Annotated in this window: 24 protein-coding genes; 17 read left to right on the top strand and 7 right to left on the bottom strand. The window is 38.3% G+C overall.

Annotation, left to right across the window (positions count from 1 at the left end):
• Positions 1 to 87: 87 nt before the first annotated feature.
• The 3 genes from J2S74_RS00630 (at position 88) to J2S74_RS00640 (ending at position 4002) form a co-directional block, all read left to right on the top strand.
• On the top strand, positions 88 to 1065 hold the full coding sequence (locus J2S74_RS00630; protein WP_307320535.1) for an ABC transporter substrate-binding protein: 978 nt from the start codon (positions 88 to 90) through the stop codon (positions 1063 to 1065).
• Complete coding sequence (locus J2S74_RS00635; RefSeq protein WP_307320538.1) at positions 1065 to 3023, top strand: iron ABC transporter permease; 1959 nt, start codon at positions 1065 to 1067, stop codon at positions 3021 to 3023. Before J2S74_RS00630 ends, J2S74_RS00635 begins: the two co-directional genes overlap by 1 nt.
• Before the next feature lie 571 nt (positions 3024 to 3594).
• A complete protein-coding gene (locus J2S74_RS00640) occupies positions 3595 to 4002 on the top strand; it encodes a hypothetical protein (protein WP_307320541.1) in 408 nt (135 codons plus the stop codon).
• 4 nt (positions 4003 to 4006) lie between these two features.
• Here the strand turns inward: J2S74_RS00640 and J2S74_RS00645 are convergent, their stop codons facing one another.
• Complete coding sequence (locus J2S74_RS00645) at positions 4007 to 4150, bottom strand: DUF1540 domain-containing protein (RefSeq protein ID WP_307320544.1); 144 nt, start codon at positions 4148 to 4150, stop codon at positions 4007 to 4009.
• A 274-nt stretch (positions 4151 to 4424) separates the two neighbouring features.
• Between J2S74_RS00645 and J2S74_RS00650 the strand changes: the two genes are divergently transcribed.
• The 4 genes from J2S74_RS00650 (at position 4425) to J2S74_RS00665 (ending at position 7833) form a co-directional block, all read left to right on the top strand.
• On the top strand, positions 4425 to 5552 hold the full coding sequence (locus J2S74_RS00650; protein ID WP_307320547.1) for a Fe(3+) ABC transporter substrate-binding protein: 1128 nt from the start codon (positions 4425 to 4427) through the stop codon (positions 5550 to 5552).
• Between the two features lie 448 nt (positions 5553 to 6000).
• A complete protein-coding gene (locus J2S74_RS00655) occupies positions 6001 to 6531 on the top strand; it encodes a SurA N-terminal domain-containing protein (RefSeq protein WP_307320550.1) in 531 nt (176 codons plus the stop codon).
• A 163-nt stretch (positions 6532 to 6694) separates the two neighbouring features.
• The gene (locus J2S74_RS00660) at positions 6695 to 7066 is read left to right on the top strand and encodes a permease (RefSeq protein ID WP_307320553.1); all 372 of its coding nucleotides are present in this window, start codon (positions 6695 to 6697) and stop codon (positions 7064 to 7066) included.
• A 56-nt stretch (positions 7067 to 7122) separates the two neighbouring features.
• Positions 7123 to 7833 carry a class I SAM-dependent methyltransferase gene (locus J2S74_RS00665; RefSeq protein ID WP_307320556.1) on the top strand — a complete coding sequence of 237 codons (711 nt, stop codon included), beginning with the start codon at positions 7123 to 7125 and terminating at the stop codon, positions 7831 to 7833.
• A gap of 55 nt (positions 7834 to 7888) precedes the next feature.
• Here J2S74_RS00665 and J2S74_RS00670 read toward each other — a convergent pair whose 3' ends face one another.
• On the bottom strand, positions 7889 to 8842 hold the full coding sequence (locus J2S74_RS00670; RefSeq protein ID WP_307320559.1) for a DMT family transporter: 954 nt from the start codon (positions 8840 to 8842) through the stop codon (positions 7889 to 7891).
• Between the two features lie 940 nt (positions 8843 to 9782).
• On the opposite strand from J2S74_RS00670, the gene J2S74_RS00675 reads away from it, so the two are divergent.
• Complete coding sequence (locus tag J2S74_RS00675) at positions 9783 to 10277, top strand: hypothetical protein (protein ID WP_307320562.1); 495 nt, start codon at positions 9783 to 9785, stop codon at positions 10275 to 10277.
• Positions 10278 to 10537: 260 nt separating this feature from the next.
• Here J2S74_RS00675 and J2S74_RS00680 read toward each other — a convergent pair whose 3' ends face one another.
• A complete protein-coding gene (locus tag J2S74_RS00680; protein ID WP_307320565.1) occupies positions 10538 to 13441 on the bottom strand; it encodes a UvrD-helicase domain-containing protein in 2904 nt (967 codons plus the stop codon).
• A gap of 424 nt (positions 13442 to 13865) precedes the next feature.
• Here J2S74_RS00680 and J2S74_RS00685 point away from each other — a divergent pair, with 424 nt between their 5' ends.
• The 8 genes from J2S74_RS00685 to J2S74_RS00715 all read left to right on the top strand — a co-directional run bounded on the left by J2S74_RS00685 (position 13866) and on the right by J2S74_RS00715 (position 17468).
• Positions 13866 to 14294 (top strand): AhpC/TSA family protein, encoded by a 429-nt coding sequence (locus J2S74_RS00685; RefSeq protein WP_307320568.1) that lies wholly within the window; start codon positions 13866 to 13868, stop codon positions 14292 to 14294.
• A 178-nt stretch (positions 14295 to 14472) separates the two neighbouring features.
• The gene (locus J2S74_RS00690; protein ID WP_307320571.1) at positions 14473 to 15228 is read left to right on the top strand and encodes a DUF418 domain-containing protein; all 756 of its coding nucleotides are present in this window, start codon (positions 14473 to 14475) and stop codon (positions 15226 to 15228) included.
• Entirely contained in the window at positions 15218 to 15607 is a 390-nt protein-coding gene (locus J2S74_RS00695) for a DUF418 domain-containing protein (protein WP_307321405.1), read from the top strand. Before J2S74_RS00690 ends, J2S74_RS00695 begins: the two co-directional genes overlap by 11 nt.
• A 5-nt stretch (positions 15608 to 15612) precedes the next feature.
• Positions 15613 to 15804, top strand: a complete 192-nt coding sequence (locus J2S74_RS00700) for a GNAT family N-acetyltransferase (protein WP_307320574.1) — start codon at positions 15613 to 15615, stop codon at positions 15802 to 15804.
• 166 nt (positions 15805 to 15970) lie between these two features.
• Entirely contained in the window at positions 15971 to 16450 is a 480-nt protein-coding gene (locus J2S74_RS00705) for a hypothetical protein (RefSeq protein ID WP_307320577.1), read from the top strand.
• A 120-nt stretch (positions 16451 to 16570) separates the two neighbouring features.
• Complete coding sequence (locus J2S74_RS27350; protein ID WP_370875926.1) at positions 16571 to 16774, top strand: DUF3231 family protein; 204 nt, start codon at positions 16571 to 16573, stop codon at positions 16772 to 16774.
• Positions 16744 to 17169: a DUF3231 family protein gene (locus tag J2S74_RS00710; RefSeq protein ID WP_307320579.1), complete on the top strand. Its 426-nt coding sequence runs from the start codon at positions 16744 to 16746 to the stop codon at positions 17167 to 17169. Before J2S74_RS27350 ends, J2S74_RS00710 begins: the two co-directional genes overlap by 31 nt.
• A complete protein-coding gene (locus J2S74_RS00715; protein ID WP_307320581.1) occupies positions 17112 to 17468 on the top strand; it encodes a DUF3231 family protein in 357 nt (118 codons plus the stop codon). Before J2S74_RS00710 ends, J2S74_RS00715 begins: the two co-directional genes overlap by 58 nt.
• A 237-nt stretch (positions 17469 to 17705) precedes the next feature.
• Here J2S74_RS00715 and J2S74_RS00720 read toward each other — a convergent pair whose 3' ends face one another.
• Entirely contained in the window at positions 17706 to 17924 is a 219-nt protein-coding gene (locus J2S74_RS00720; protein ID WP_307320584.1) for a hypothetical protein, read from the bottom strand.
• Between the two features lie 447 nt (positions 17925 to 18371).
• Positions 18372 to 19370: a C40 family peptidase gene (locus J2S74_RS00725; protein WP_307320587.1), complete on the bottom strand. Its 999-nt coding sequence runs from the start codon at positions 19368 to 19370 to the stop codon at positions 18372 to 18374.
• Between the two features lie 469 nt (positions 19371 to 19839).
• On the opposite strand from J2S74_RS00725, the gene J2S74_RS00730 reads away from it, so the two are divergent.
• Positions 19840 to 20022, top strand: a complete 183-nt coding sequence (locus J2S74_RS00730; RefSeq protein WP_307320590.1) for a hypothetical protein — start codon at positions 19840 to 19842, stop codon at positions 20020 to 20022.
• A 61-nt stretch (positions 20023 to 20083) separates the two neighbouring features.
• On the opposite strand, the gene J2S74_RS00735 is transcribed toward J2S74_RS00730, so the two are convergent.
• Positions 20084 to 20650 carry a hypothetical protein gene (locus J2S74_RS00735; RefSeq protein ID WP_307320593.1) on the bottom strand — a complete coding sequence of 189 codons (567 nt, stop codon included), beginning with the start codon at positions 20648 to 20650 and terminating at the stop codon, positions 20084 to 20086.
• Positions 20651 to 21533: 883 nt separating this feature from the next.
• Positions 21534 to 22475 carry an LCP family glycopolymer transferase gene (locus tag J2S74_RS00740; RefSeq protein WP_503128579.1) on the bottom strand — a complete coding sequence of 314 codons (942 nt, stop codon included), beginning with the start codon at positions 22473 to 22475 and terminating at the stop codon, positions 21534 to 21536.
• Positions 22476 to 22492: the final 17 nt, after the last annotated feature.

Consider the following 22492-nt stretch of genomic DNA (forward strand, 5'->3'; position numbering starts at 1 on the left):
ATTTAGACTAATGATTGTGTTGAGAATGATTATCAAAGTCAATTGCAGCCGCCTATAGGACAATAGGATAACTTTGGAGGGATCTTAATGAAGAAGAAATTATTCATCTTACTTGCAATAGTATTGTTAGCAGCTTGTTCGTCAACAAAGGAAGAAGCAGTAGCAACGGAATCTGATTCAATAAATAGTAATGAAATAACGATAGAAGGTGTGAATGGGGAGGTTACATTAGATTTTCCTGCACAGAAAGTTGTTGTTTTGGAATGGACATATGCAGAGAATTTATTAGCTCTTGGCATGCAGCCTGCTGGAATGGCAGATATAGAGGGATACGGAGAATATGTCAATATTGAACCACAACTGGATGGAAGTGTGGTAGATGTTGGAGGAAGACAAGAACCAAATTTAGAAGTTATTGCTTCGATTGAACCAGACTTAATCATTGGTGTAAGCTTCCGCCATGATACAATGCTTGCAGAGTTAGAATCCATTGCACCTACGGTTATTTTTAATCCTTATCCAGATGACGAAAGTATTGATTTATATGAGGAAATGGAAATGACGTTTAAGGAAATGGCAAAAGCAGTAGGGAAAGAAGCAGAGGCGGAGCAGGTCCTATTAGATCTAGACAAGAAATATGAAGAGGCGGCAGCTAAAATAGAGGGAGCGGACCTTGCAACGAATGATGTAATTTTAACTCTTGCTTATTCAGGTCCACAAGCGCCAGAAATTCGCGTATTTACACCGAATTCAATGGCTTCGATTATTTTAGAAAAAATCGGTCTGAACAACATTCACGAGCCAGAGCAATTTGAAATATTTGGGTCCAGCACGTTTAACGTGGAAGGATTAGTGAAATATGAAGATGCAAACTATTTATTTACGGTACCAGACACGGACAATATTTATGAAAATCAGTTAAAAGGGAATAAAGTTTGGGGAAATTTAACCTTCGTACAAGAAAATAGACTGTTTGATCTTGGTGCAGATACGTGGTTATACGGGGGACCACTGTCAGCCGGTACCTTACTTGACCAAATTATCGATACCATGGTGAATAACTAATGGTTAAGCAAAAAATAAAGTCTCCTGTCCTACTGACAGGGGGCTTTTTTCTACTAGTTATTTTATCCATTATTCATTTAACACAAGGTCAAGCGGACTATTCCATTTCTGAACTGTTAGATCAAGTATGGGTAGAGGGCCGTGTCCAAGATATCGTTTTATCCCTTCGTCTTCCCAGGCTTGTTATTGGAATAGTAGCGGGAGGTGCCTTAGCCGTCTCCGGTGCAGCATTACAAACGTTAACAAAAAACCCTTTAGCTGCTCCAGGAACACTTGGTATTAACGCCGGTGCTTTTTTCTTTGTCGTAGCATCCACGATATTTTTTCCAAGTTTCATCAGTAGTTTTCCTTTTGTTACGGCTTTACTAGGGGCAATCGTCTCCTCCATCATGGTAGTTACCTTAGCAGGGCGGCAAATGGAGCCTGTACGTGTGGCATTAACAGGAATGATTATATCTTTATTATTTGCCTCCATTACTGGGACACTTCAACTTTTATTTGAGAACAAAACAAATGGGCTATTCTTATGGGGATCAGGTACACTTGTCCAACTAAATTGGAATGGAGTCACCTTTGCCTTACCGGTCATTATAGTAGGATTTCTAGGGGCGTTACTTTTAGCTAAACCATTGGATACCTTATCCCTTGGAGAGGACATTGCCACATCACTGGGGCAAAAGGTAACTTCCATCAAGCTAGCCACTTGGTCTGTAGCGATTGTTTTAGCAGCTGTAACCGTAAGTGTTGTGGGACCAATTGGATTTATTGGTTTGATGGCACCACATATTGTTCGGATGTTAGGGATTAAAGGTCACCTTATGATCTTTATTCATTCTTTCCTTTGGGGAGCCATCATGATTGTTGGCGCAGATGTGTTAGGAAGGTTAATACAACCTGGACAAGAAGTACCCGTAGGGGCAATGACTGCTTTGATTGGGGGACCGTGGTTACTTTACTTAGCCTGGCGAACCGCTCGTTCGATGAAAAGCTCCGATCGACAAATGGGCGGAACGACGAAACCTATTAAGCTAAGAGTTATTCTACCAATACTCTCTTTATTCATCGCGGTGAGTATGGTAGTTGCATTTTCTTATAACGGGGTAGCATGGAGTTTCGAATGGACGAATCCTGCCGTATGGACCTTCCGTATACCACGAGTATTAACGGCATTCATAGTAGGTATGATGCTTGCTGTTTGTGGTGTTTTACTGCAAGGGGTACTTCGAAACCCTTTAGCAGATGCTAGTGTCATTGGAATTACCTCCATGGGTGGAGCAGGAGCTATGTTATTCCTCGTCATGTTCCCAGGATTGCCACCTTCGTTTATGACGTTAGGGGCTGCTATAGGTGCGGCAACAGCATTAATGATTATACTAGTAACAGCTTGGAAAAATAATTTTCAGCCAATGCTTGTAGCACTAATGGGTATCGCTATTGCTGCCTTTGGTTCTGCTGCGACTCAAGTTTTCGTTGTAAAAGCGAAACTCGCAGTGGCAGGTGCCCTTGTATGGTTATCGGGAAGCACATATGCCCTGGGGTGGAAAGACGTTCAGTTTGCGTTCCTTCTATTTCTAACTTTTATAGGACCTGCTATTTATTTGACTCGTAAATTAGATACCTTAACCTTTGGTGATGATGTTGCTGCAGGGCTAGGATTATCCGTTCGATCTACTAGAGTTTGGGCATTAGTTATCGGGGTTTCCTTAAGTACAGCTGCCGTATCACTAGTTGGTACCATTGGCTTTATCGGACTTGTCGCACCTCATATTGCAAGAAGATTAGTGGGATTCCACCATTTGCCTTTGATAATCGTATCAGGGCTTCTCGGTGGCTTACTATTAGTAGTAGCCGATTTCATTGGAAGAACAATTATTGTACCAAATGATATACCAAGTGGACTAGTAGTAGCGTTGATTGGCACACCTTATCTATTATATTTATTACGAAAAATCAAATAGAATAACAAGGGATTGGGGAATTTTGTAGTATAGTTCCTTAAATTTCAGAAAGATAGTTCATTAATAGCTTAGCTATCTTTTTATATGTTTATAATATAGGAATTTCATAAATTTATGCCCTTATATACCAAGGCTTTTTAAGCATGAAAAAGCAGTACCATCTGTCTAATTTACTCTTTTTCTATTTTGATAAGAATATGGAAGATAGTTAGAAGTCTCATAAACAAATTCATGGAACATGTATCGTACCAGAACAGAAGCATTAGTTACCTGTTTGTTAGTGCGTTTATGAAACGCGAAAACGAAAAGGAAGAGTGACTTACCCGTCTCATGAAGCATTCATGAAACGCGAAACGAAAAGGAAACGCCACTTACCTGTCTCATAGAAGCATTCATAAAACTGGCTCCTATACCTGAGAAGAATTGAAGTAAATGTTCTACATTTGTCCAGGAGTTAAGAGAATGATGACGTATGATTAAAGTTTCATCAAATTTTAGAAGTATGAAAGTTGGACAAAAGGGGGGGCATACAAATGAAGTAAAAAGATTTGGAGGTGAATTCTAGGGTTTTATGAGTACTTATTTCATCGTTTTTAATGCTGATGGTTTAAAATTGGCTTGTCTATATTACGGAAATAAAAAAGATAATGCTATTCGTAATATAGAAGAAACAAAGCAGGGTGACATTTTTGAGATCATGGATGTAGGAAAGTTTATAGTAGGAATGGGTTGGTATATTTTAGTAACAATAAATAATAAGCAAAGTGTTTTTGCTTCCATAAGAGATTTGGAAGAAGCGATGGAATCAAAGAAAATTCAACCATTAGTTGACCTGGAATTAGAACACTGTTATTTGAAGTATCAGATAGATCGGGCACTGGAATCTAAGAATAAAGAATTATTTATGAACGTGATAAAAAGGTACAAGGATTTTACTATCCTAAAGGAAAAATCAAGTTCCATGTTATTTAACATTTGAACTTTTAAATTTTTACTGAAAAAGCTTCAGTATCGAAAGCTTTACAGTCTGTTTTTGCTCTTTTTCCTGTATGGTTGACTACATAAATTCGATCTGCAGCACATCTATTTCCGTCCGCCCAAAATTTACAGTTGTTTACTTCGCACATTTAAATAGGAGTTTGGATTAATGTCTATCAAATAAATGTGGTAGACATTTTCTATTGTTGAAACTAATGATTATGTGGTCTTGTTAATGAATGGAAGTCTGGAAAACTATCTTTGTTCAAACTTTGTTCATAATTAACCTTTCTTTAAAAAAAACTCTCCTAACCTAGTTGACAATGATTCTCATTACCACTATACTTAGAATTGTGAGTTGGGGATGATAATCATTCTCAATTAAAAACTACAAATGAAAAACTTACATAGGGGGAGTCACAAATGAAGAAGATATTATTTTTTGCAATGATGGCATTATTACTTCTTGTAGCAGTAGCTTGCGGAAACGGTGATAGTGATGCTGCAGAATCGAATGAACAAGATCAAGAGGATGCACAAGTAGAAGAGACACCAGAAGATGATGTTACGGAAGAAGACGAAGCAACAGCTGAAGATGCAGGTGTTGTAAACCTTTATACTAGCCGTCACTATGATACAGATCGTGAGCTTTACGATTTATTTACAGAAGAAACTGGAATCGTAGTTAACGTAATCGAAGGTAGTGGTCCGGAACTAATCGAGCGTATGAACATCGAAGGCGAAGCTACAGAAGCGGACGTATTTATTACAGCTGACGCAGGTAACCTCCATGTTGCGAAAATGGATGACTTATTCCAAACAATCGAAAGTGAAGTTTTATTTAACAACATTCCTGAAAACTTACGTGATGCAGACAATCAATGGTTCGGATTAACACAAAGAGCCCGTGTATTTGTTTACGCAAAAGACCGCGTTGATCCATCTGAACTTTCTACTTACGAAGCAATCACAGGACCTGAATGGGAAGGTAGATTATTAGCACGTACATCTGAGAACATGTACAACATCTCTATTATGGCTTCTTTCATTGAATTGTGGGGTGCAGAGGCTGCAGAAGAGTGGGCTAATGGGTTCGCAAACAATATGGCAAGAGATCCTCAAGGTGGAGACACGGACCAAGCAAGAGCAGTAGTTGCTGGTGAAGGTGACGTAGCACTAATGAACACGTACTACATTGGACGTTTACTAAACTCAGAAGATCCAGGTGATGTAGAAGTTGGAGAAGCAGTAGGAGTATTCTTCCCTAACCAAGACACAACTGGAACTCATGTAAACATTAGTGGAGCCGGAATTACAAAGCATTCTAAAAACGTAGAAAATGCTATTAAGTTCTTGGAGTTCTTGTCTGGTGAACATGCACAACAAGTATTTGCTGAAGGTAACAATGAGTATCCAGCTAATCCAAACGTTCCTTGGTCTGATACAGTTGCTGCTTGGGGCGAGTTTAAAGCACAAGATATTAACTTAACAATCTTAGGTGAAAACCAACAAGAAGCAATCAGAATCTTTGACCGATCTGGCTGGAAATAATCACCTAACACTATCAATATATTTTAATTATAGTAAAGTACTTAGAGCGTTGATCCAAAAAAGGGTCAGCGCTCTTTTTGTGGGTGCCTATCACCGCTCGAGTTTTGTCGAAATATATACTAAATTACAAGCAAAAAGCTTTTTCAATAGTCAACAAGTAATTATTACTCTACTGGCGAGAAAGCTTTTGTTAATTTTCAACTACACAACTTATCTTTTCTGCCAACTAATTGGAAAAAAAGTGTTACACTTGGGGGGAGAAATATTAATAAGCGTTAAATAAAAATGAGGTGGGAACTCGAAATGGAAAGAATATCTCTTTCTTATATGTCTCTTTGTTATTTATCAAATGATTGTTTTTAATTTGATAACAGACATTTTTAGGTTCATGTACGAATACTTTGAATTTAATGCAGAGGTGATAAAAATCAAGTCAAAAGTTTTAATTATGTCCATACTTTTCGTTTTTATAGCGGCTTGTTCAGACCAAGGTTTTGAAAAAGAAGATACGGCTGCAATTCTAAATGGTGAAGAAATGAAATACGAAGATATAATGGTGCAATTTTCTGTAGACGAAAACAGAGAAGAAACGGTTATTAACTATTTGAAACAAGAGATTGTTATTTTAGAAGCAAGAGAAATGGGGATAACTGTTTCCGACGAAGAAGTTGAAGAAAGTAAAAAAGCTATTTTTCCTGGCTCGGATGCAAGTGAAAGGTATAAAATGATTGAAAATAAAGAGTTATATGAGTTTTACGAGCAACAAGCATCATTACTCGGTGTATCACCTGAAGAATTTTTTGAAGCATGGGAGGAAAGGACATATCAAATACAGGCATACGTGGAAAAGTATATCGATGCGAAATTTGGCTACCCAGATAAAGGCGAGGACGTTGATGAGTGGGGGCAAAAAATTGACGATCACCTTGATAAACTCCTCAAAAACTATAAAGAAGATGGAAGATTAATAATAAAGTAACTAGTAAAACGATTGATGACCCAATTCTATTAAAAACAAATGCCATTACCTACGTAGTAAGAAAAGAGGCAAACTTGGAACGCAATAACCAGAGGAAGGAACAAACGCGTTCTTAGAAAGGCAGTGAAGAAATTTTTGTATTGAATGGGGGAGGGGATGGAAAATGAACACTCGAATTATTTATCTTGCAATAGGTATAATGATGACTATTTTATCGTTAGTTTTTCTTATAGGAGCAATAATAGAGCAGACTCCACTGCTATATCAAACCTATTCTGCAGTTGCTCTTTCCGTGATGTCTTTTTGTATGTATTCTCTTCACCCCCATTTTAAGGATAAAGTACGTGCAAAATTTATAAGACAAAAAGCTATATTTTACTCCTTTTTAGTCATTTTCCTTTACTTGATATTTTTTTCCTTAGGGTTAGTCCTTGATTTTATTGCGTTATCAATCCCAGAGATGTTAACAATGATATCTTCCTTGATCGTGATTACATTATTTATTTCACTAGTTTGTGCAACCAAACTACATTAGAACCCAAATTAAATTTGTGTGAAAATTCCATTCATGTGAAACAGAAGGAGGAAGCTATGAACAAGCTAGAGTTCATTCGTGATGAAGAAAAGATGTACCATGATTTTTGCTATGATAATTACAAGTTATTTGAGGAGGGTTCATGGTTATATAAGCCAGTGAAAACAGTAATGGATCTGCTTCCCTCACTTGGAAATATAGAGAAGCCAAGCGTTCTGGACCTAGGCTCTGGGGTAGGGAGAAACAGTATTCCCATTGCGGAAAAAATCAAAGGGAGCGGTGGGAAAGTAGTCTGTGTGGATCTACTAGATTCAGCTATTGAAAAACTAAATACATACAGTAAAGAATTTGGAGTAGGGGATGTAATTCGGACGATCAAGGCCGACATAGGAAACTATCCAATCCCCAAAAATACATATGATTTGATTGTAGCTGTTTCCAGCTTGGAGCACGTTGCCACAGAAGCAGACTTTGAAAAAATCCTCCACCGAATGGCGGAAGGGACGAACCCCCAAGGCATAAACTGTATTATCGTCAATTCTGAAGTGGAAGAAATAGATTTGAAAACGAACCAAAAGCTAGATGCACTAATGGAAATTAACATGCCAACAAAGCAGATGATTACAAAATTACAAACCATCTATAAAGGTTGGGAAGTCATCAAGCACATAGTAAAGCCATTAGAGTACGAAATTACCCGTAACGAAAAGCCAATTCTATTAAAAACAAATGCCATCACCTACGTAGTTAGAAAAGAGGCAAACTAGGAACGCAATTGATCTTGAGGAAGGAGCAAACGCGTTCTTAGAGTCCCCCTCACAGTCAGCTAACTCTAAGGGGCTTTGCCTCGCCAGTGTCATTCCCGTCCGTATCGGCAGCTTTTTTCTGCAAAGCCAACAATAGTATCATCCCAATAATACAAGCGGTTCCTACCCATTGAAACGAACCAAAAGGCTCCCTTAACCAGAACACTGTTGTCATCACGGCGGCCAATGGCTCCAAACTTCCTAGCAAACTAGTTTCCTGAGGCGATAGACTCTGCAAACTCTCGATATAAAACCAAAAGGCGATCATCGTCCCAAACACAATGACAAACACTAAATACAAGTACCCTTCCAACGGCAATCCTGCAAAATCCATCTTCCAAGGTGGGTGGATGAAGCTTAAAGCAAACCCGCCGATCACCATTGCCCAGCCCACAATCACCAGGGAGTCAAACTGCTTCAGCAGTGGTATAGCATACAACGTATAAAATGCCAGCGCCACCCCAGACAACACACCCCAAACGATGGCAGGTGTCGGAACAGACAGTTCAGACAACGAACCATTCGTTAACAGGAAGAAGCAGCCAATTAAGGCCAAGGAAACGGACACCGCATCCCGCCTCGTTAAAACGGCCAATCTCCGTAAAACCAAATAAATAATAATCATCGCAGGCGCTAAATATTGCAACAGTGTTGCCACTGCCGCGTTCCCGTGGTTAATGGATGCCATATACGTATACTGAACGGCCAGCATCCCAAACAACCCGAACACCACCAACGAAACAGCCGTCCGTTTACTTCTCCAAACCCCAACAATTTGAGAACGATCCTTTAGAAAAAATTGTATCCCCAGCAGTAACAAGCCGGCAATGAGCAATCGAGTCGTCACGAGCCAATTCACATCCACCCCATATTGTTGAAAGAGCTTCTGGGCAACAGTGCCCCCAACACCCCATAAAGTAGCTCCTGTTATAACAAGAAAAAACCCCGTTTTCCTACTTGATCCAACCATGTCCCTACTCCACCTTTAACTATGTTAATAGTCTAATCATAACTGAAAACTTGCTTCTCATATATAGCCATTATCTTTGATTTGTCCTGAAAAGCAAACCGTGTCTTATCTATTTTTTTCCTTAAATGAATGAATTTAACAAATTTATGCCCTCATATACCAAGGCTTTTTAAGCATGAAAAAGGAGTGCCTCCCCAAATGTCTAATTTACTCCTCTTCTATTTTGAAAAGAAAATGGAAGACTAGTTAGAAGTTTACTTGTCTTATAAATAAATTCATGGAACATGTATCGTACCAGAAGTATAGTTACCTGTTTCTTAAAGCCTCCATGAAACGCGTAACGTAATGGAAGCGTGACTTACCTGTCTCAAAAAGCGTTCATGAAACGCGTAACGAAATGGAAACGCCACTTACCTGTCTCATAAAAGCCTCCATGAAACGCGTAACCAAATGGAAGCGTGACTTACCTGTCTCAAAAAGCGTCCATGAAACGCGTAACGAACTGGAAGCGTGACTTACCTGTCTCAAAAAGCGTTCATGAAACACGTAACGAACTGGAAGCGTGACTTACCTGTCTCAAAAAGCGTTCATGAAACACGTAACGTAAAGGAAACGTGACTTACCTGTCTCAAAAAGCGTTCATGAAACGCGAAACGAACTGGAAGCGTGACTTACCTGTCTCATAAAAGCATTCATGAAACGCGTAACGAACTGGAAACGTCACTTACCTGTCTCAAAAAGCATTCATGAAACGCGTAACGAAATGGAAACTCCACTTACGTGTCTCATAAAACTTTATGAAACGGGTAAATTTAATTAATTTTTAAAAAGATATAAATATTATTCTAAATTTGTTCTCTTTATATGAAACTGAATTATGAAATTGATTCAAATATAGTTTAATATAAAAATACTAAATAAAAAAAGGGTGAGAGTCGCGTTGGAGCAACCACAACCATTACTAGAAAAGAAAAAATACAGTTTCGAAAAGCTTTTAAACACCGTTTCTGAAAAGGGAAGCCTTGATTTACAGGATTTAATAGAAACAGAGGTAGACGAGCATCTTTATACTTTATTTGTTAACCATACCCTTGTGATTCGGGATGTGGAAAATTTGTCCCTGATTACTTATGAGGATAAGCCTTTCATTCATGGAATTGTAGATGTCTATGACCGCGTTCTTCGGGAGAAACTCTATAATTCTTCGCAGCCTGATAATGGACCTAAGACAATGGAAAATGATCAACTGGTGGATATCGTAATCCGTTCTAATTTGGTCATCAACGTAATGGAGCTTAATGTTTTAAATTTTATTCAACAAGCACCTGGTGATTCCATTGGATTACCAAATAAATACCTCATTGAACTTTATACGGATTGGAACACCCAAATGCATTATAAAGAAAATGTGTTTTTTAATTTATTCTTTAAATAAAGCTCTGTTAGTCTTTGTTGTTGATTTATGCTACAGGAGCTCGCTTTCCGCGGGCAACGCCTCAGCCTCCTCGTCCCTGCGGGGTCTTCCGCAGTTGCTTTTCCCACTGGAGTCTCGCTCCTTTCGCAAAATCAACGCATATACAAAATCAACACTATCCACTAACAGAACTTTAAATAAAAATAAAAACGGCACAAAGACAATGGGGGAATAAAGAATCCCCCTTGGGCTCAAACGCTACGCCTAGGGGGATTTCCCATTTAACTAAACAACTGCTTCTTTTTGATTTTTAGCTCCCCTTTGGAATTGGCTCCATTCATAGGACAAACCGGATATTTCTCACACTGTTTACATACGTCTACTGCAAACTGCACGACAAATTTTTTTGTGGAAGAACTGTAGGCAGTATTTAAAGGGGTTTCTCCTTCCCGGCAAGAAATAATGGAGCGTTGGTCTTCATCCAACACCAATAGGGAATAATCAACTACATCCATATTCTTGGTATTTTCAATGGTGGAGCTAATTTCCTCATAGGACTTATGAAGGAAAGCAACCAAGTCCTGTAATTCCTTTACAGGGGGAGGCTCAGATTGTTTGGCTGTCAGGCAGCGGTTTAAATGCATTTTAATGTTGTTTTTGAAAGCCTGTTCTTCTTTCGATGGTGGATTTGGATTCCACACTTTATTCACGCTGTCAAAGGAGTAGCACGGCAATTTTAATGCTTTCTTAAAACAAGTTTCTGCTTCTTTTACCCTCCCGTCATCAAACAGGATCATTCCTTTGATGAAATAGGCATTTCCGATTTTAGGGTTTACTCTTATGGCGAGGCCCAAAGTTTCCAAAGCTTCTTTCGGCTCAGCCAAAAACCGGAGAGAGGCAGCTTTGTCTAGGTACGCCTCATACCAGCTTGGTTTTAATTTCAGAGCTTCATTGAAAAATGAAATGGCGTAGTCGGTCCCCGAGGCAGCGTAGGAATATACCAATCCTAAATAGTAGTATCCATCAGGATGGTCAGGGAACTCCTCGATAAAGGTATTTAAGGATTGAATAGATTGCGTGTATCTTTGAAGACGAAGGTACTTGATACCATCCTTCAGATACTTGTTTTTTCTACCAATATTTAAATCTACTTTAGGGTGGTTCATCCCCGGATCCATATAGCGGCCATCAATAAGCTGATTTAATTGCAGAATCTTCTGTTCCTTACTGAAATCACGAGCAACTCGGCTCTTTTCTTTGTTTCCTGTTTTCTCCAAACGTTCTGCCTCTTTCTCCCAATCCTTGGTCGTAGAGGCTTTAAAAATAGGAAGGGCTTCCTTATCCGCCTTCTGTCTAAATGTGCATTCCTTGAGTAAATCCTCGGGTAATTCCTTCCATTTAGGCTCTAGAATAAAAAGAGAGTCCTTCGCTCTGCTGATGGCAACGTAAAAAAGGTTGATATAATAGCGGAACTGATCCTTCCTTTTTCCTTCTCCCTTGAACATTTTTTCCCACCAAGCATAATGTTTAGAAATGATGTTATAGCAAAAAATTGTTTCGTATTCTAAACCCTTTATCTCATAAACGGTAAAAATCCGTCCTTCAGCCTCTTTACATTTCTTCACTAAATCATTTTTATCCTCTTCATCGGCGACAATGATCGCAGCATAATGCTTATCTTTAATTACTTCGAGAATTTGCATGAGATTTTCCTTTGACGTATCCATGATAGATGGGGTAGGACCAGTTCGAACCCCTTTAGCATCGTAGTCGTAAGGTGTTTTTCCTATTAAACGTTGACGATAAGAAGAAAGCTTATTCGTTAAATCAATAATTTCCTTTGTATTTCGGTAGTTTTTTGTCAGAATAAAATCTTGTACATCTAAGTTAAAAGTAAAATATAAGTTTTTTACACGGCCGAAATGAAAGAAGGTAGGATTAATCGTCTGATGAACGTCACCGCCGAAGATAATATTGGCCTGATTCTTCACTAGTTTACTAACCATATATAATTGTGTTTCACTTAAATCCTGAACTTCATCTACAATAAGAAAATCATACGGTTTTATTTTGTTTCCATGGATTCGCTGAATAATGGCGACAGCTAAATCGTTTTCGTCATACATACTATTTTCCATTAACCATTTCTGATATTCCAAAGTAAGCTTGTAGATCCCTTCCTTTTCCTTCGGTGAAAAAGGGGAGTAGCCTTTCGGAAGCTGCAAATATTGGTCAAAAGGGAGTAATCGCGTGAAACTCTCCTCTGTAAGGGATAAGGCCTCCGTGTATTCCAACCCCAAATACCCTTTAATAATTCCCTTGATTTCCGTCCAGATCGATAATTCATCCAAATGTTTAATGCTTCTATGCTTATACCGCACTTCCTTTAGCCATTCAAGGAAGTCGAAGTAGGTTACTATTTGCTCCACTTGGATATGACAATGCTCCGCGTAAAATCTTTTAATGGAAAAAAAGTCGGTGGAACTCCTTGAATGAGAATATTTTTGGAATAGTCGTTTCGTATCATCAACAAGTAAATCCGTGTAGGAAAAGTAGGCAGTATGGATATCTTCCTTTGCCAATGAAAATAGCTTATTCAGGAGAACGGCAGTTTTGCCAGTACCACCTGCACCGGAAATAATCATCGGTTTGCCGAAGGATTGCAACGGCGCATACTGCTCATCGGATAAATAGTATAAATAGTCTTCGTTGTTTTCTCCGCCAATAATGGCTAAATAATCATCTTCCACAACGATGGCTGGGATATCGTTCAAATTGCCGTAATATTCTTCCCCTGCTCCCTTATTAATTTCTTCATCAATCCTTTCTTCCTTGAAAGGGGATTGATCCAATTCAAAGTAAGCGCCATATGGATCCGGTAGCGATAGATTATGGGCATCCCTAATTTGCTTGTCGTGTGTGACATACTTCAAAAATAGTAGATTAGAAGAGCCTTTGGCATTATCTCTATTTGGTAAAAATGTAAATAGAATTCGATCACTGTTGTTCAGTCGAAATTTATAAACGTCCGTATTCTTCACCTTACGAATCCAATAGCCAGCAGGAATCTCGCGAATCATACCTTCCGATTCCATTAATACTTGCTGAAAGCTTTCAAGCTTTTTCAATACAGTATCTTTAGACTGCTGTGGAATACTCTTTAAAAACTGTTTGGAAATAATCATGTTGAACATCCTTTCCGTATTGGCAGGCATTTCCTAACTCTAAGAAATATAGTTAAATTTACCAGTATCCATTATAACCTAGCATTTAGGTAAATGTCCCTATGTCTTTTGTCTGTTTTTTTGTCACAAAAATCGAACCTGACTCATCGAGTAAGGTTGGCGGGCGAACTGCACGCCCCTAAAAAAAGGAAATGCGAAGGCCATTCTCGAAGAATTAATTAGAAAACTTTCTAATCATGAATCCTGACAAGTTGCCGTTGAATAAAATTGAAAATAAAAAGGAGAGCAAGGGATGAATTATTTGTTTGAAACGGAAGACGAAAATGTGCAAGTTTCCTTGTCTGATTTACATGCGGAAAAACCGATTTTATTAGTCCTATTAAGGCATACAGGTTGACCCATCTGCCGAAGTTTCCTCGCGCAGTTGCGTGAGCATGCAGACACCATTCAAAACAAGGGAGTATCCATCGTTGCTGTTATCCCAGCGGATTCCAATCCTATGAAAGAATTCCTAAATGTTTATGGCCCTTACCCCTTTAAAATCGTAGGGGATCCAAAGCTCCATGCTTATAAAGGCCTTCAGCTTCAAAGGGTATCCATGGCGAAATCAGCTAAAATCATCTCACAGTATCTTTTTTCTGGAAAAGTACGGGAAATCTTCCCGAAAGACCAAGAACAAATGAAAATTGTAAAAGAAGCAATGTTCAATCAGGATGTCTACCAGCTTGGGGGAACGTGGTTAATGGACACAACAGGGGAGATCCTTTGGGAGCATATTGACTCGGAACCCTCTGACCACGCCACCATCCAGACGATTTTATCCAAAATAGATGAATTCCTAGATCAAAAATAAATGGGTAATTTTGTCAACAAGAATGTTACTATATAACTAGTAAAGTCGAGGGAAGAGAGGAAGAACAAAGATAGATACCAAAATAAAAACACCACCCCACGCACACTTAGCCCAGGAACGTATCGAGTCATTGGATATCATTAGAGGATTTGCATTGTTCGGCATTTTACTAGTGAACATGCCATTATTTCAATCACCACAGTTAATATTCGACTTGTATGTGTTGCCCCAGCAATTAACGGGAAGTGATCTTTGGATAAAAATTCTCATGGACGTATTGGTCGAAAATAAGTTCTTCTCCATCTTTTCTTTCTTATTTGGACTAGGCTTTTATATTTTCATGGATCGGGCTGAAAAAAGAGGGGATAGCTATTATTCTTTATATATTCGCAGATTACTAACCCTCGCCTTGTTCGGCGCCCTTCACCTGGTTCTGTTGTGGTATGGGGATATCCTTCTAACTTATGCATTAGCAGGCTTCCTATTAATTTTATTTTACAAAAGAAAATCCAAAACCATTCTAACATTCATTCTCTTTTTTACAGTCACATTAATTGCCTTACTAGCAATCAACTTCCTAGTCCCTACGGAGATGCTAGAACAAGAAATCAACACATTGCAAACAGAAGGGGCAGGAAAGGTAGAAGAAGCCATCTATCATTACAACCATAGTAGCTATTCTGAATGGCTATCCTATCGCTTCCATAATGAAGTAATCCCAATCTTACAGCACATGCCATTTTCCATCCTCGCAGCCCTGTATATGTTTCTTGTGGGACTCTACGTGGGAAAACGCCAATTAATTAGCCATTTCACTACCCATCAGAAACTTGCTAAACGTGTATGGTGGATGACCTTAACCATAAAGCATTCCTTTATGTATTCTAATCATTCTTCTCCATCTACACATAGTAGATTTTGGAATAGTAAATGAAATTGCCATTCAATCCTTAACTACCGTAAGTGGACTCAGCATGTCGTTGTTCTATATAACCAGCCTCTTGTTCTTACTGCAAAAGGAAACGTGGAAAAAGCTTCTGAATCCCTTAAGCTACGTAGGGCGAATGGCATTAACGAATTATATCATGCAAACGGTAGTAGGGGTCACCATATTTACGGGGCTAGGCTTGTACGGACAGATAAATCTAGGATTAACAGTCCTCGTCAGCCTTATTTTCTTCCCAGCCCAAATCCTTTTCAGCTACCTATGGCTAAAAAAATATCGCTATGGACCACTAGAATGGTTATGGAGAACAGCAACATACGGCAGATTTCAGCCCATAAAATATCGGACTAACCCCAAGGAACTGTAACCATAATGAATATAACTATAAGGAAAGAACAAGGGAAGGATTATACTTTGCAGTGTGCATTTGCAGATGCAGAATACAGTGATAAGAAAGAACATCCATTGGTGGATCGTATGAGAAAATCCGCAGCGTTTATTCCTAAGCTATCTTTAGTGGCGATTAAGAAAGACGACGATCAAATTGATTTTAACAAAAATTAAAATTGATAATGACAATGAATATTGCGATTACAATCAGGTAATCGCTTTTTCTTTTTGAATAGATTTATTGGAATATTCCGATTGATTAGAATAAGAAAGGTTATGTTTTTCGGAGTATATTTTACAGATAATCAACAAATTATTAATAAGAAAAGGGTGGTTTATTATGCTTTCAAAACGACACTTGGCTTTTAATATTGTAATGATAATCTTTCCTTGGTTAACACTATTTTTTTTAGGAAAGCGAAATATAAAACGTTATTTCTTAGCAAGCTTTGTCACTGTAATTTTTGAATTAATCAACGCTAAAATTGGGCAAAAGCGTAAATGGTGGATTTTTAACAATAAAACAAATTCGTTTATTACAAATGAATTGCCATTTAGTGCAGGTCCATATATACCTCTATCCATGTGGATATTGAAATTGACATATGGAAACTTTAAAAAATTTCTTTTGCTTAATATTGTTGCAGATGGGCTCTTTGCGTTTATATTAACCAAAATTCTTAACAAGATAAAAATAGCAAGGTTGGGTAAATTAAGCGAATTTCAATTTTTTATCTATTTATTTTATAAGACCTTCTTATTATACGGCGTACAATACTTTGTGGAAAATAAAGAGAAATTTAAGATAGCAAACCCCTAAAATAATTTAGAAGGAGATTTTTATGACGGTAAAAGTTGACTTAACTTCATCAGAAATTGCTAACCTTTGGACTGCTTATATTGATAATACCGCTTTAGTTACAAAATTAAATTATATTTTATTTTAGAAGATGAAGATATCAAACCAATTGCTGAAAAACTTTATCAATTCTCTAAGCAAAATATAGAACAGATTAAACAAATTTATGTAAAAGAAAATCATACTATTCCAATGGGGTTTACAGATGAAGATGTGGATGTAACTGCACCTCGATTATTTGCAGATACATATTTTTGGCCTTTCTTCAACATAAAATGGATATGAACTTAAGTGCCTATTCCATGTGTTTATCTCATTCTACACGTACGGATATACGTAATTTTTTTAATCATTATTTAACAACTATTATACAAATTTTTAACGAGGCAACGGAATTAATGTTATCGAAAGGAACGTATGTAAGATCACCATTTATTCCAACTCCAAAAACAGTGGATACGGTTGAAAGGCAAAGTTTCTTAACTGGGTGGTTTGGAGACAGAAGGCCATTAACAGCAATTGAAATTGACCAATTGTTCTTCGATATAAGCCGTAATGCTTTAGGTCATGCATTATTACTGGGTTATACAGAGTTGCAAAATCCAAAGAAGTACGGGAACATATGCGATGGGGTGCTGATATTGCAAAAAAATTTATCGATATCTTTAGTTCAACTTTAATGGAAGAGGATATTCAAGCTCCTATGTTTTGGTCTGCTAAAATTGAAGATACAACCATTTCTCCTTATTCGGATAAATTATTAATGTTTGAAGTTTCTGCTACAGCAGCACAAGCTGGTATTGGGTACTATGGACGTTCAATAGCTTCAGTACAAAGACGAGATCTAGGTACTAATTACATACGAGTATTAACAGAAAGCCTTCAATACGGTGAAGATGGGGCAAATATAACAATTAAAAATGGATGGCTAGAAGAACCACCACAAGTACCTGACAACAGGAAAAAAGTGAAGAAGTAAGCAGGTGGCGGCGGATCTCCCTTGAAAGGGGGGAGGCTTGGACGGAGAGAAAAAAGGTTGTGGTGCCTGTAACCGTAGTAATACTCAAAAACACATCCCCTTTCTGTTCTAGAGGATGTGTTTTTATTTGGTTAAAAAATCTCTATCAGGGCTTACCTCTTTTTGATTAAGAAGGAAGTTTACAACCGTTACAAAGAACTTTTCCATTTCTTTTGACTCGTCGTATTTTGCCTTTTGCTAAGTGGCATGCATTACTTGAGATTGAGGAAGGTATTTATTACGCAATTTCTTTGCAAGTTGTCGTACATCTGGCCGATATAAATGTCCTTTTTCCGCCTCCCATAGGGTCTTATATAAAGAAGTTTGCAGTTTACGAACGGTGTGCTTATGTTCTGCTAATGTTATAAACTTTTGATAGTACTCTGGTTCAGATAATACATAAAAAAACAAATGCATTCCGTACCCGACGATCCTTAAGCTTAGTCTTAATAACTCTTCAAAGGAATGCTCTCCGTATGCTAAATATCGTTGTTCTTCTTTTATTCGGTTGAAAAATTCTATAAAACTACTATTCGAAAGAACCAGAAAATCACGTCTTCCGAAGCCTGATGTGAGGACAAGACTTGAAGGAAAAGAAAAAACATGTCCTCAGAATCCCGATGTGAGTACAAGACTCGAAAGAACCAGAAAACCATGTCCTCCGAAATTAAATAAATGCTATTATCGCAGAAGGAAGAGTAATTTTGTACAGTCATCAATAATCAAAAATGCCTAACATTTATACCTTTAGGCGTAAATTCGAGTATCTGTAGCGAAAATCATTAACAGATAATAAAAAAAAACAGACACACCAGTGTCTGTTTCCATTGACTATATTTAATTGGCACTTACCTGCCAACCAGATTACTGATTCATCGCCCGATGCAAGAACACCGCAAACTCCGCACGGCTAATCGGCGAGTTTGGACGGAAGGTTCCGTCAGAATAGCCTACCGTTATACCACTTGCAGCCATCCGTTGAATTGGAACTCTAGCCCAGTGATTACTGCTAACATCCGAGAACTGGCGACTCTGAGCCCCACTCCTCAAATCAAACACACGATCAAACACAGAAGCAACCTCCGCACGCGTCATAGGAGCATTCGGACGGAACGTTCCATCCCCATTACCACCCATAAAACCAGCATCCACTGTCGCAGCAATAGACCTCGCAGCCCAGTGACCAGAAGGAACATCACTAAAATGATTGTTACTAGAACCATTTAAACCTTCCACTCTAGCAATAATCGCAGCTACACTCGCACGAGTAATTTGCTCATTCGGACGGAAAAAGCTATTTTCAAATCCAACAATATACCCTTGAGAACTCATAGCAGAAATCTCACTATGTGCCCAAAATCCCCTTGGAACATCATGGAACTGACCAGCAGGTAACGGAGCATCCGAAATAACCCTTCTCGCACCTATGTACTTAGGTCCCCAATACGAACCACTACCAATAGAAACAATCTCTACACCCCTAGAAGATCCAGAATGAATCATCCGGTTATTCCCAATGTAAATCCCATTATGAGAAGGAGTCGACCCAGTTCCCGTCTCATTAAAAAACACTAAATCCCCCGGAAGCAAATTACTTCTACTAACACTTGTACCCTCCGTAATCTGAGTCCTAGTAGTACGAGTCAACGACATCCCAGCCTCACGGAAAACAAACTGCACAAACCCAGAACAATCAAATCCCGCCGGCGTCGTACCACCCCATTGATAAGGAACCCCCTGATACTGCTTCGCAATCCGAATAACCTCATCCCGCAAACTATTAGCCTTCACCTCACTAGGCGAAAACAATAGACTCGTAAACAGCATCACAAATGCCAAACTAACCACCGTAAACTTTCTCATACAAATACTCCCTTTTCTAAGTTGTCTATAACTCTCGTGAACTAGATATCCCATTCTAGCACGTAATATATTTCAGAAAGATTACAACAGAATAACAACTTAGAAATTATACTAGTAAGTATTGGAGATATGATAACACCACTGGAAACCCAACATAATTCTGGGAAAAACAAAGTAGCTAACCTCATAAAACGAGTAATTATTAGAAGCCCAAACCGATGACAATAACCTGTTTCTGGAACCGTTTTAAACATTTACCGTAAAATGATAGGAAAAAGCCGCAGATTAAATGATACAAGATAAGTGAATAATGAAAATGAAAATCCAAATTTATAAACGTAGGAAAGCAATAAAACATGTTATATTAATACACAAAACATTCTAGAACGGATATCCTTTTCAAAGTAACTGTTACAAAATCGGTTCACCAGAAGGGGATGAAAAATGAGGAAAATAACGTTAAAGGATATTGATGATAATATTTAAGAAAATCAGACAGGCCAATGATATGATTCGTAAAACAAATTCCTCTTCTAAACGTCGTAAAAAATCTCGGACTCGAAAACAAAGTGAGGTAATAGATTATTTAGTTAAAGAAGCTAAAAGATTAAAGCTCTTCCATTTAATTGAACCTTGGTTTACAAAACAATAATACATAAAAGTATCACACAAAAAAACACCGAAGTCTGGCAAACCAGACCTCGGTGTTTTTGTTAGGTCCCCTTATGCTGCAGCCACAAAAACAAACTCGCGACCCCTTTCGACACTAAGAAAAACAACACATAAAAGACAAACAATCCGAAATAATTGACCCAATAATGCATATGGAACAGATGCAACCACACCATAACCGGCTTCATAATAAAGGCGAAAAAGGCGGACAAGATCACAGCCCATAAGTATATATTTTTCCCCCGATTCAACGTCCATTGATACAAAAGCATAAAACAAACGGGTACGAGCGCGGCATCCAATGCAAAGCTCGGTAAAAAGGAAAGTAAGGAATAGGGGTATTCCCACAGTCCTAAGCTAATACCAATGGCGTTCGTATAGTGAAACCATACATGATAATTGAGCCCGAAGAATCCTAACAACAGGGCTCTGCTCTTATCCATGAATATAAATAAAACAATAAGGGGAACAATGAGCATCAGTACGACAACCCAGAATTCCCAGGACCCAAAATCAGAGTACGTTTGCCAATATTCAATTTGCCGTTTAGTTAAATCTTCTGCCATCGATCTTATTTCATTTAACTGCGATCGTTGCTCCTCATTCATTTCATTTCCCACCTTACCAATAATTGCATACGCAAGTAATATAACCAAAACCTCCCCAAACTATTCCCATTTGAGCTAAATTTTCCAATCTACAGGACCATAGCAAGAAAAATTCTATTAGAATCTGTCAAAAAGGTCGGTTTTGGTATGCGGAAACATGTTTTAATACCTTGTTATTTTCAAACGAAGTTGATGGAAGCGAAAGGGAGTACCTGGAACGTAAATCAACATTCCAATTTAGCACAGCAAAAAATTTTTTGTGGTGTAAATAAAGATAGGATATTTTTGACCATGATCTATTAAAAAATCACCATCAACACGTTTAAATCTAGTTCCATATGTCAAAAATAGCTTACTAGAAAGGAAATAAATTCTTAAGGAGCTGAGTCCAATGAATGCTACGAATACAGAGGTTGTATTGCCAGAAGAACTTCCTGAGGATGTAAACGAGTTTTTGGAAATGCTTTACGACTTAGTAGTAAAAAATTAAGTAGAAAACTTTATATGGAAATTATAAATAAATAGAGGAAATAGCAATAATACATGATAAAGCCCGCAATTACATCCAAAGGATTGCGGGTTTATTTTGCACTAAAACCTTCTCTGTTGAATAATTGGAAACGGCGGTGGCCAAAAGGGCGGTCTTGCTGGAATTCCCCAGTAGGGTGGGTAAAACCAGAATGGTGGCGGATAAACGGCTGGTCTAGGACCCACAGGTGGGAAGGTCGGTCTCGGTCTTGGAAACATGATAATGAAAACCTCCAATATATAAGTTTAATCCAATGTATGTAGGAGAAATAATATTGCCCCAATCATTACCTAAAGGCCCGCAAAAATAATAATAAAGCACAAAAAAGGCTGATCCTCAAGGACCAGCCTATTATTAATCTTCGTCATCGGCTTTCACGACAGATTCTCCATTCGTATCTAAACCAAGGTGTGCGCGAAGGGTATTGGATACGTGTAGTCTTTCTTCTTCCGGTACGAATAAGTACCATACACCATTTTTCCTTCCTCCACCTTGTCCGGAGAATTCTAGTGTTTCTGAATTATGTCTTGTACTATGGTAGTTTTGCGTGATTTTCATCATTTTATCGAATTCAAGGTTTGTCTTCACGTTCGTTCCTAACGTATCAAGGATGTCCCCGACTTTAGTAATACTTGAAATTTGTGCACCTTCTTCGATGATTCCAGCAACAACTTGACGCTGACGATCGTTACGACCTAAGTCACCGCGGCTGTCCTGCATACGCATTCTTGAGTAAGCAAGGGCTTCCTCTCCATTTAAGAAGATTTCCCCTTCCTCAAACTGGTGTCTTCCTTGTGTAAAGGAAAAAGCATTATTCACTGTAACACCACCAATGGCATCAACAATATCCTTAAAGCCAGCCATATTGACGGAAATAAAATAATCAATGGGAATATCTAAAAAATTCTCCACCGTATTGATCGTCATTTCTGCTCCACCAAAAGCGTAGGAGTGGTTAATCTTATCATTCATACCACGACCAACAATTTCCGTATACGTGTCACGTGGGATACTTACTGTCTTCATGGAATTATCCATCGGATTCACAGTGATCACCATGAGTGTATCCGCTCTTCCACGGGCCGATTCCTCTGAATCAATTCCCACTAATAAGAAGGAAAGTGGATCCCCAATATCTGCTGCAATGTCACGTCTCTCCGATTTCTCACGCTCCAGAGTAAAGTGCATTGTACTTACTGTATCTTGAACATTCTTATACATATAGAAACCATACCCACCAATAGCAACCAACATAGTAAGCACGGAAATCCCTGCTATCATAAGAACTTTCTTCATTGTCATTTTTCATTTCT

The sequence above is a fragment of the Evansella vedderi genome, from assembly GCF_030813435.1.
GTDB classification, from domain to species: Bacteria; Bacillota; Bacilli; order Bacillales; family Salisediminibacteriaceae; genus Evansella; species Evansella vedderi.

Bases quoted from the DNA above. Each gene is read 5' to 3' on its own strand.
- J2S74_RS00650 (WP_307320547.1), top strand. From the start codon at position 4,425: ATGAAGAAGATATTATTTTTTGCAATGATGGCATTATTACTTCTTGTA.
- J2S74_RS00740 (WP_503128579.1), bottom strand. From the start codon at position 22,475: ATGAAGAAAGTTCTTATGATAGCAGGGATTTCCGTGCTTACTATGTTG.
- J2S74_RS00725 (WP_307320587.1), bottom strand. From the start codon at position 19,370: ATGAGAAAGTTTACGGTGGTTAGTTTGGCATTTGTGATGCTGTTTACG.
- J2S74_RS00720 (WP_307320584.1), bottom strand. From the start codon at position 17,924: ATGCATTTGTTTTTTTATGTATTATCTGAACCAGAGTACTATCAAAAG.
- J2S74_RS00690 (WP_307320571.1), top strand. From the start codon at position 14,473: ATGCCATTATTTCAATCACCACAGTTAATATTCGACTTGTATGTGTTG.
- J2S74_RS00660 (WP_307320553.1), top strand. From the start codon at position 6,695: ATGAACACTCGAATTATTTATCTTGCAATAGGTATAATGATGACTATT.
- J2S74_RS00680 (WP_307320565.1), bottom strand. From the start codon at position 13,441: ATGATTATTTCCAAACAGTTTTTAAAGAGTATTCCACAGCAGTCTAAA.
- J2S74_RS00655 (WP_307320550.1), top strand. From the start codon at position 6,001: ATGTCCATACTTTTCGTTTTTATAGCGGCTTGTTCAGACCAAGGTTTT.
- J2S74_RS00645 (WP_307320544.1), bottom strand. From the start codon at position 4,150: ATGTGCGAAGTAAACAACTGTAAATTTTGGGCGGACGGAAATAGATGT.
- J2S74_RS00665 (WP_307320556.1), top strand. From the start codon at position 7,123: ATGAACAAGCTAGAGTTCATTCGTGATGAAGAAAAGATGTACCATGAT.
- J2S74_RS00705 (WP_307320577.1), top strand. From the start codon at position 15,971: ATGCTTTCAAAACGACACTTGGCTTTTAATATTGTAATGATAATCTTT.
- J2S74_RS00735 (WP_307320593.1), bottom strand. From the start codon at position 20,650: ATGAATGAGGAGCAACGATCGCAGTTAAATGAAATAAGATCGATGGCA.
- J2S74_RS00715 (WP_307320581.1), top strand. From the start codon at position 17,112: ATGCGATGGGGTGCTGATATTGCAAAAAAATTTATCGATATCTTTAGT.
- J2S74_RS00640 (WP_307320541.1), top strand. From the start codon at position 3,595: ATGAGTACTTATTTCATCGTTTTTAATGCTGATGGTTTAAAATTGGCT.
- J2S74_RS00700 (WP_307320574.1), top strand. From the start codon at position 15,613: ATGAATATAACTATAAGGAAAGAACAAGGGAAGGATTATACTTTGCAG.
- J2S74_RS00630 (WP_307320535.1), top strand. From the start codon at position 88: ATGAAGAAGAAATTATTCATCTTACTTGCAATAGTATTGTTAGCAGCT.
- J2S74_RS00635 (WP_307320538.1), top strand. From the start codon at position 1,065: ATGGTTAAGCAAAAAATAAAGTCTCCTGTCCTACTGACAGGGGGCTTT.
- J2S74_RS00670 (WP_307320559.1), bottom strand. From the start codon at position 8,842: ATGGTTGGATCAAGTAGGAAAACGGGGTTTTTTCTTGTTATAACAGGA.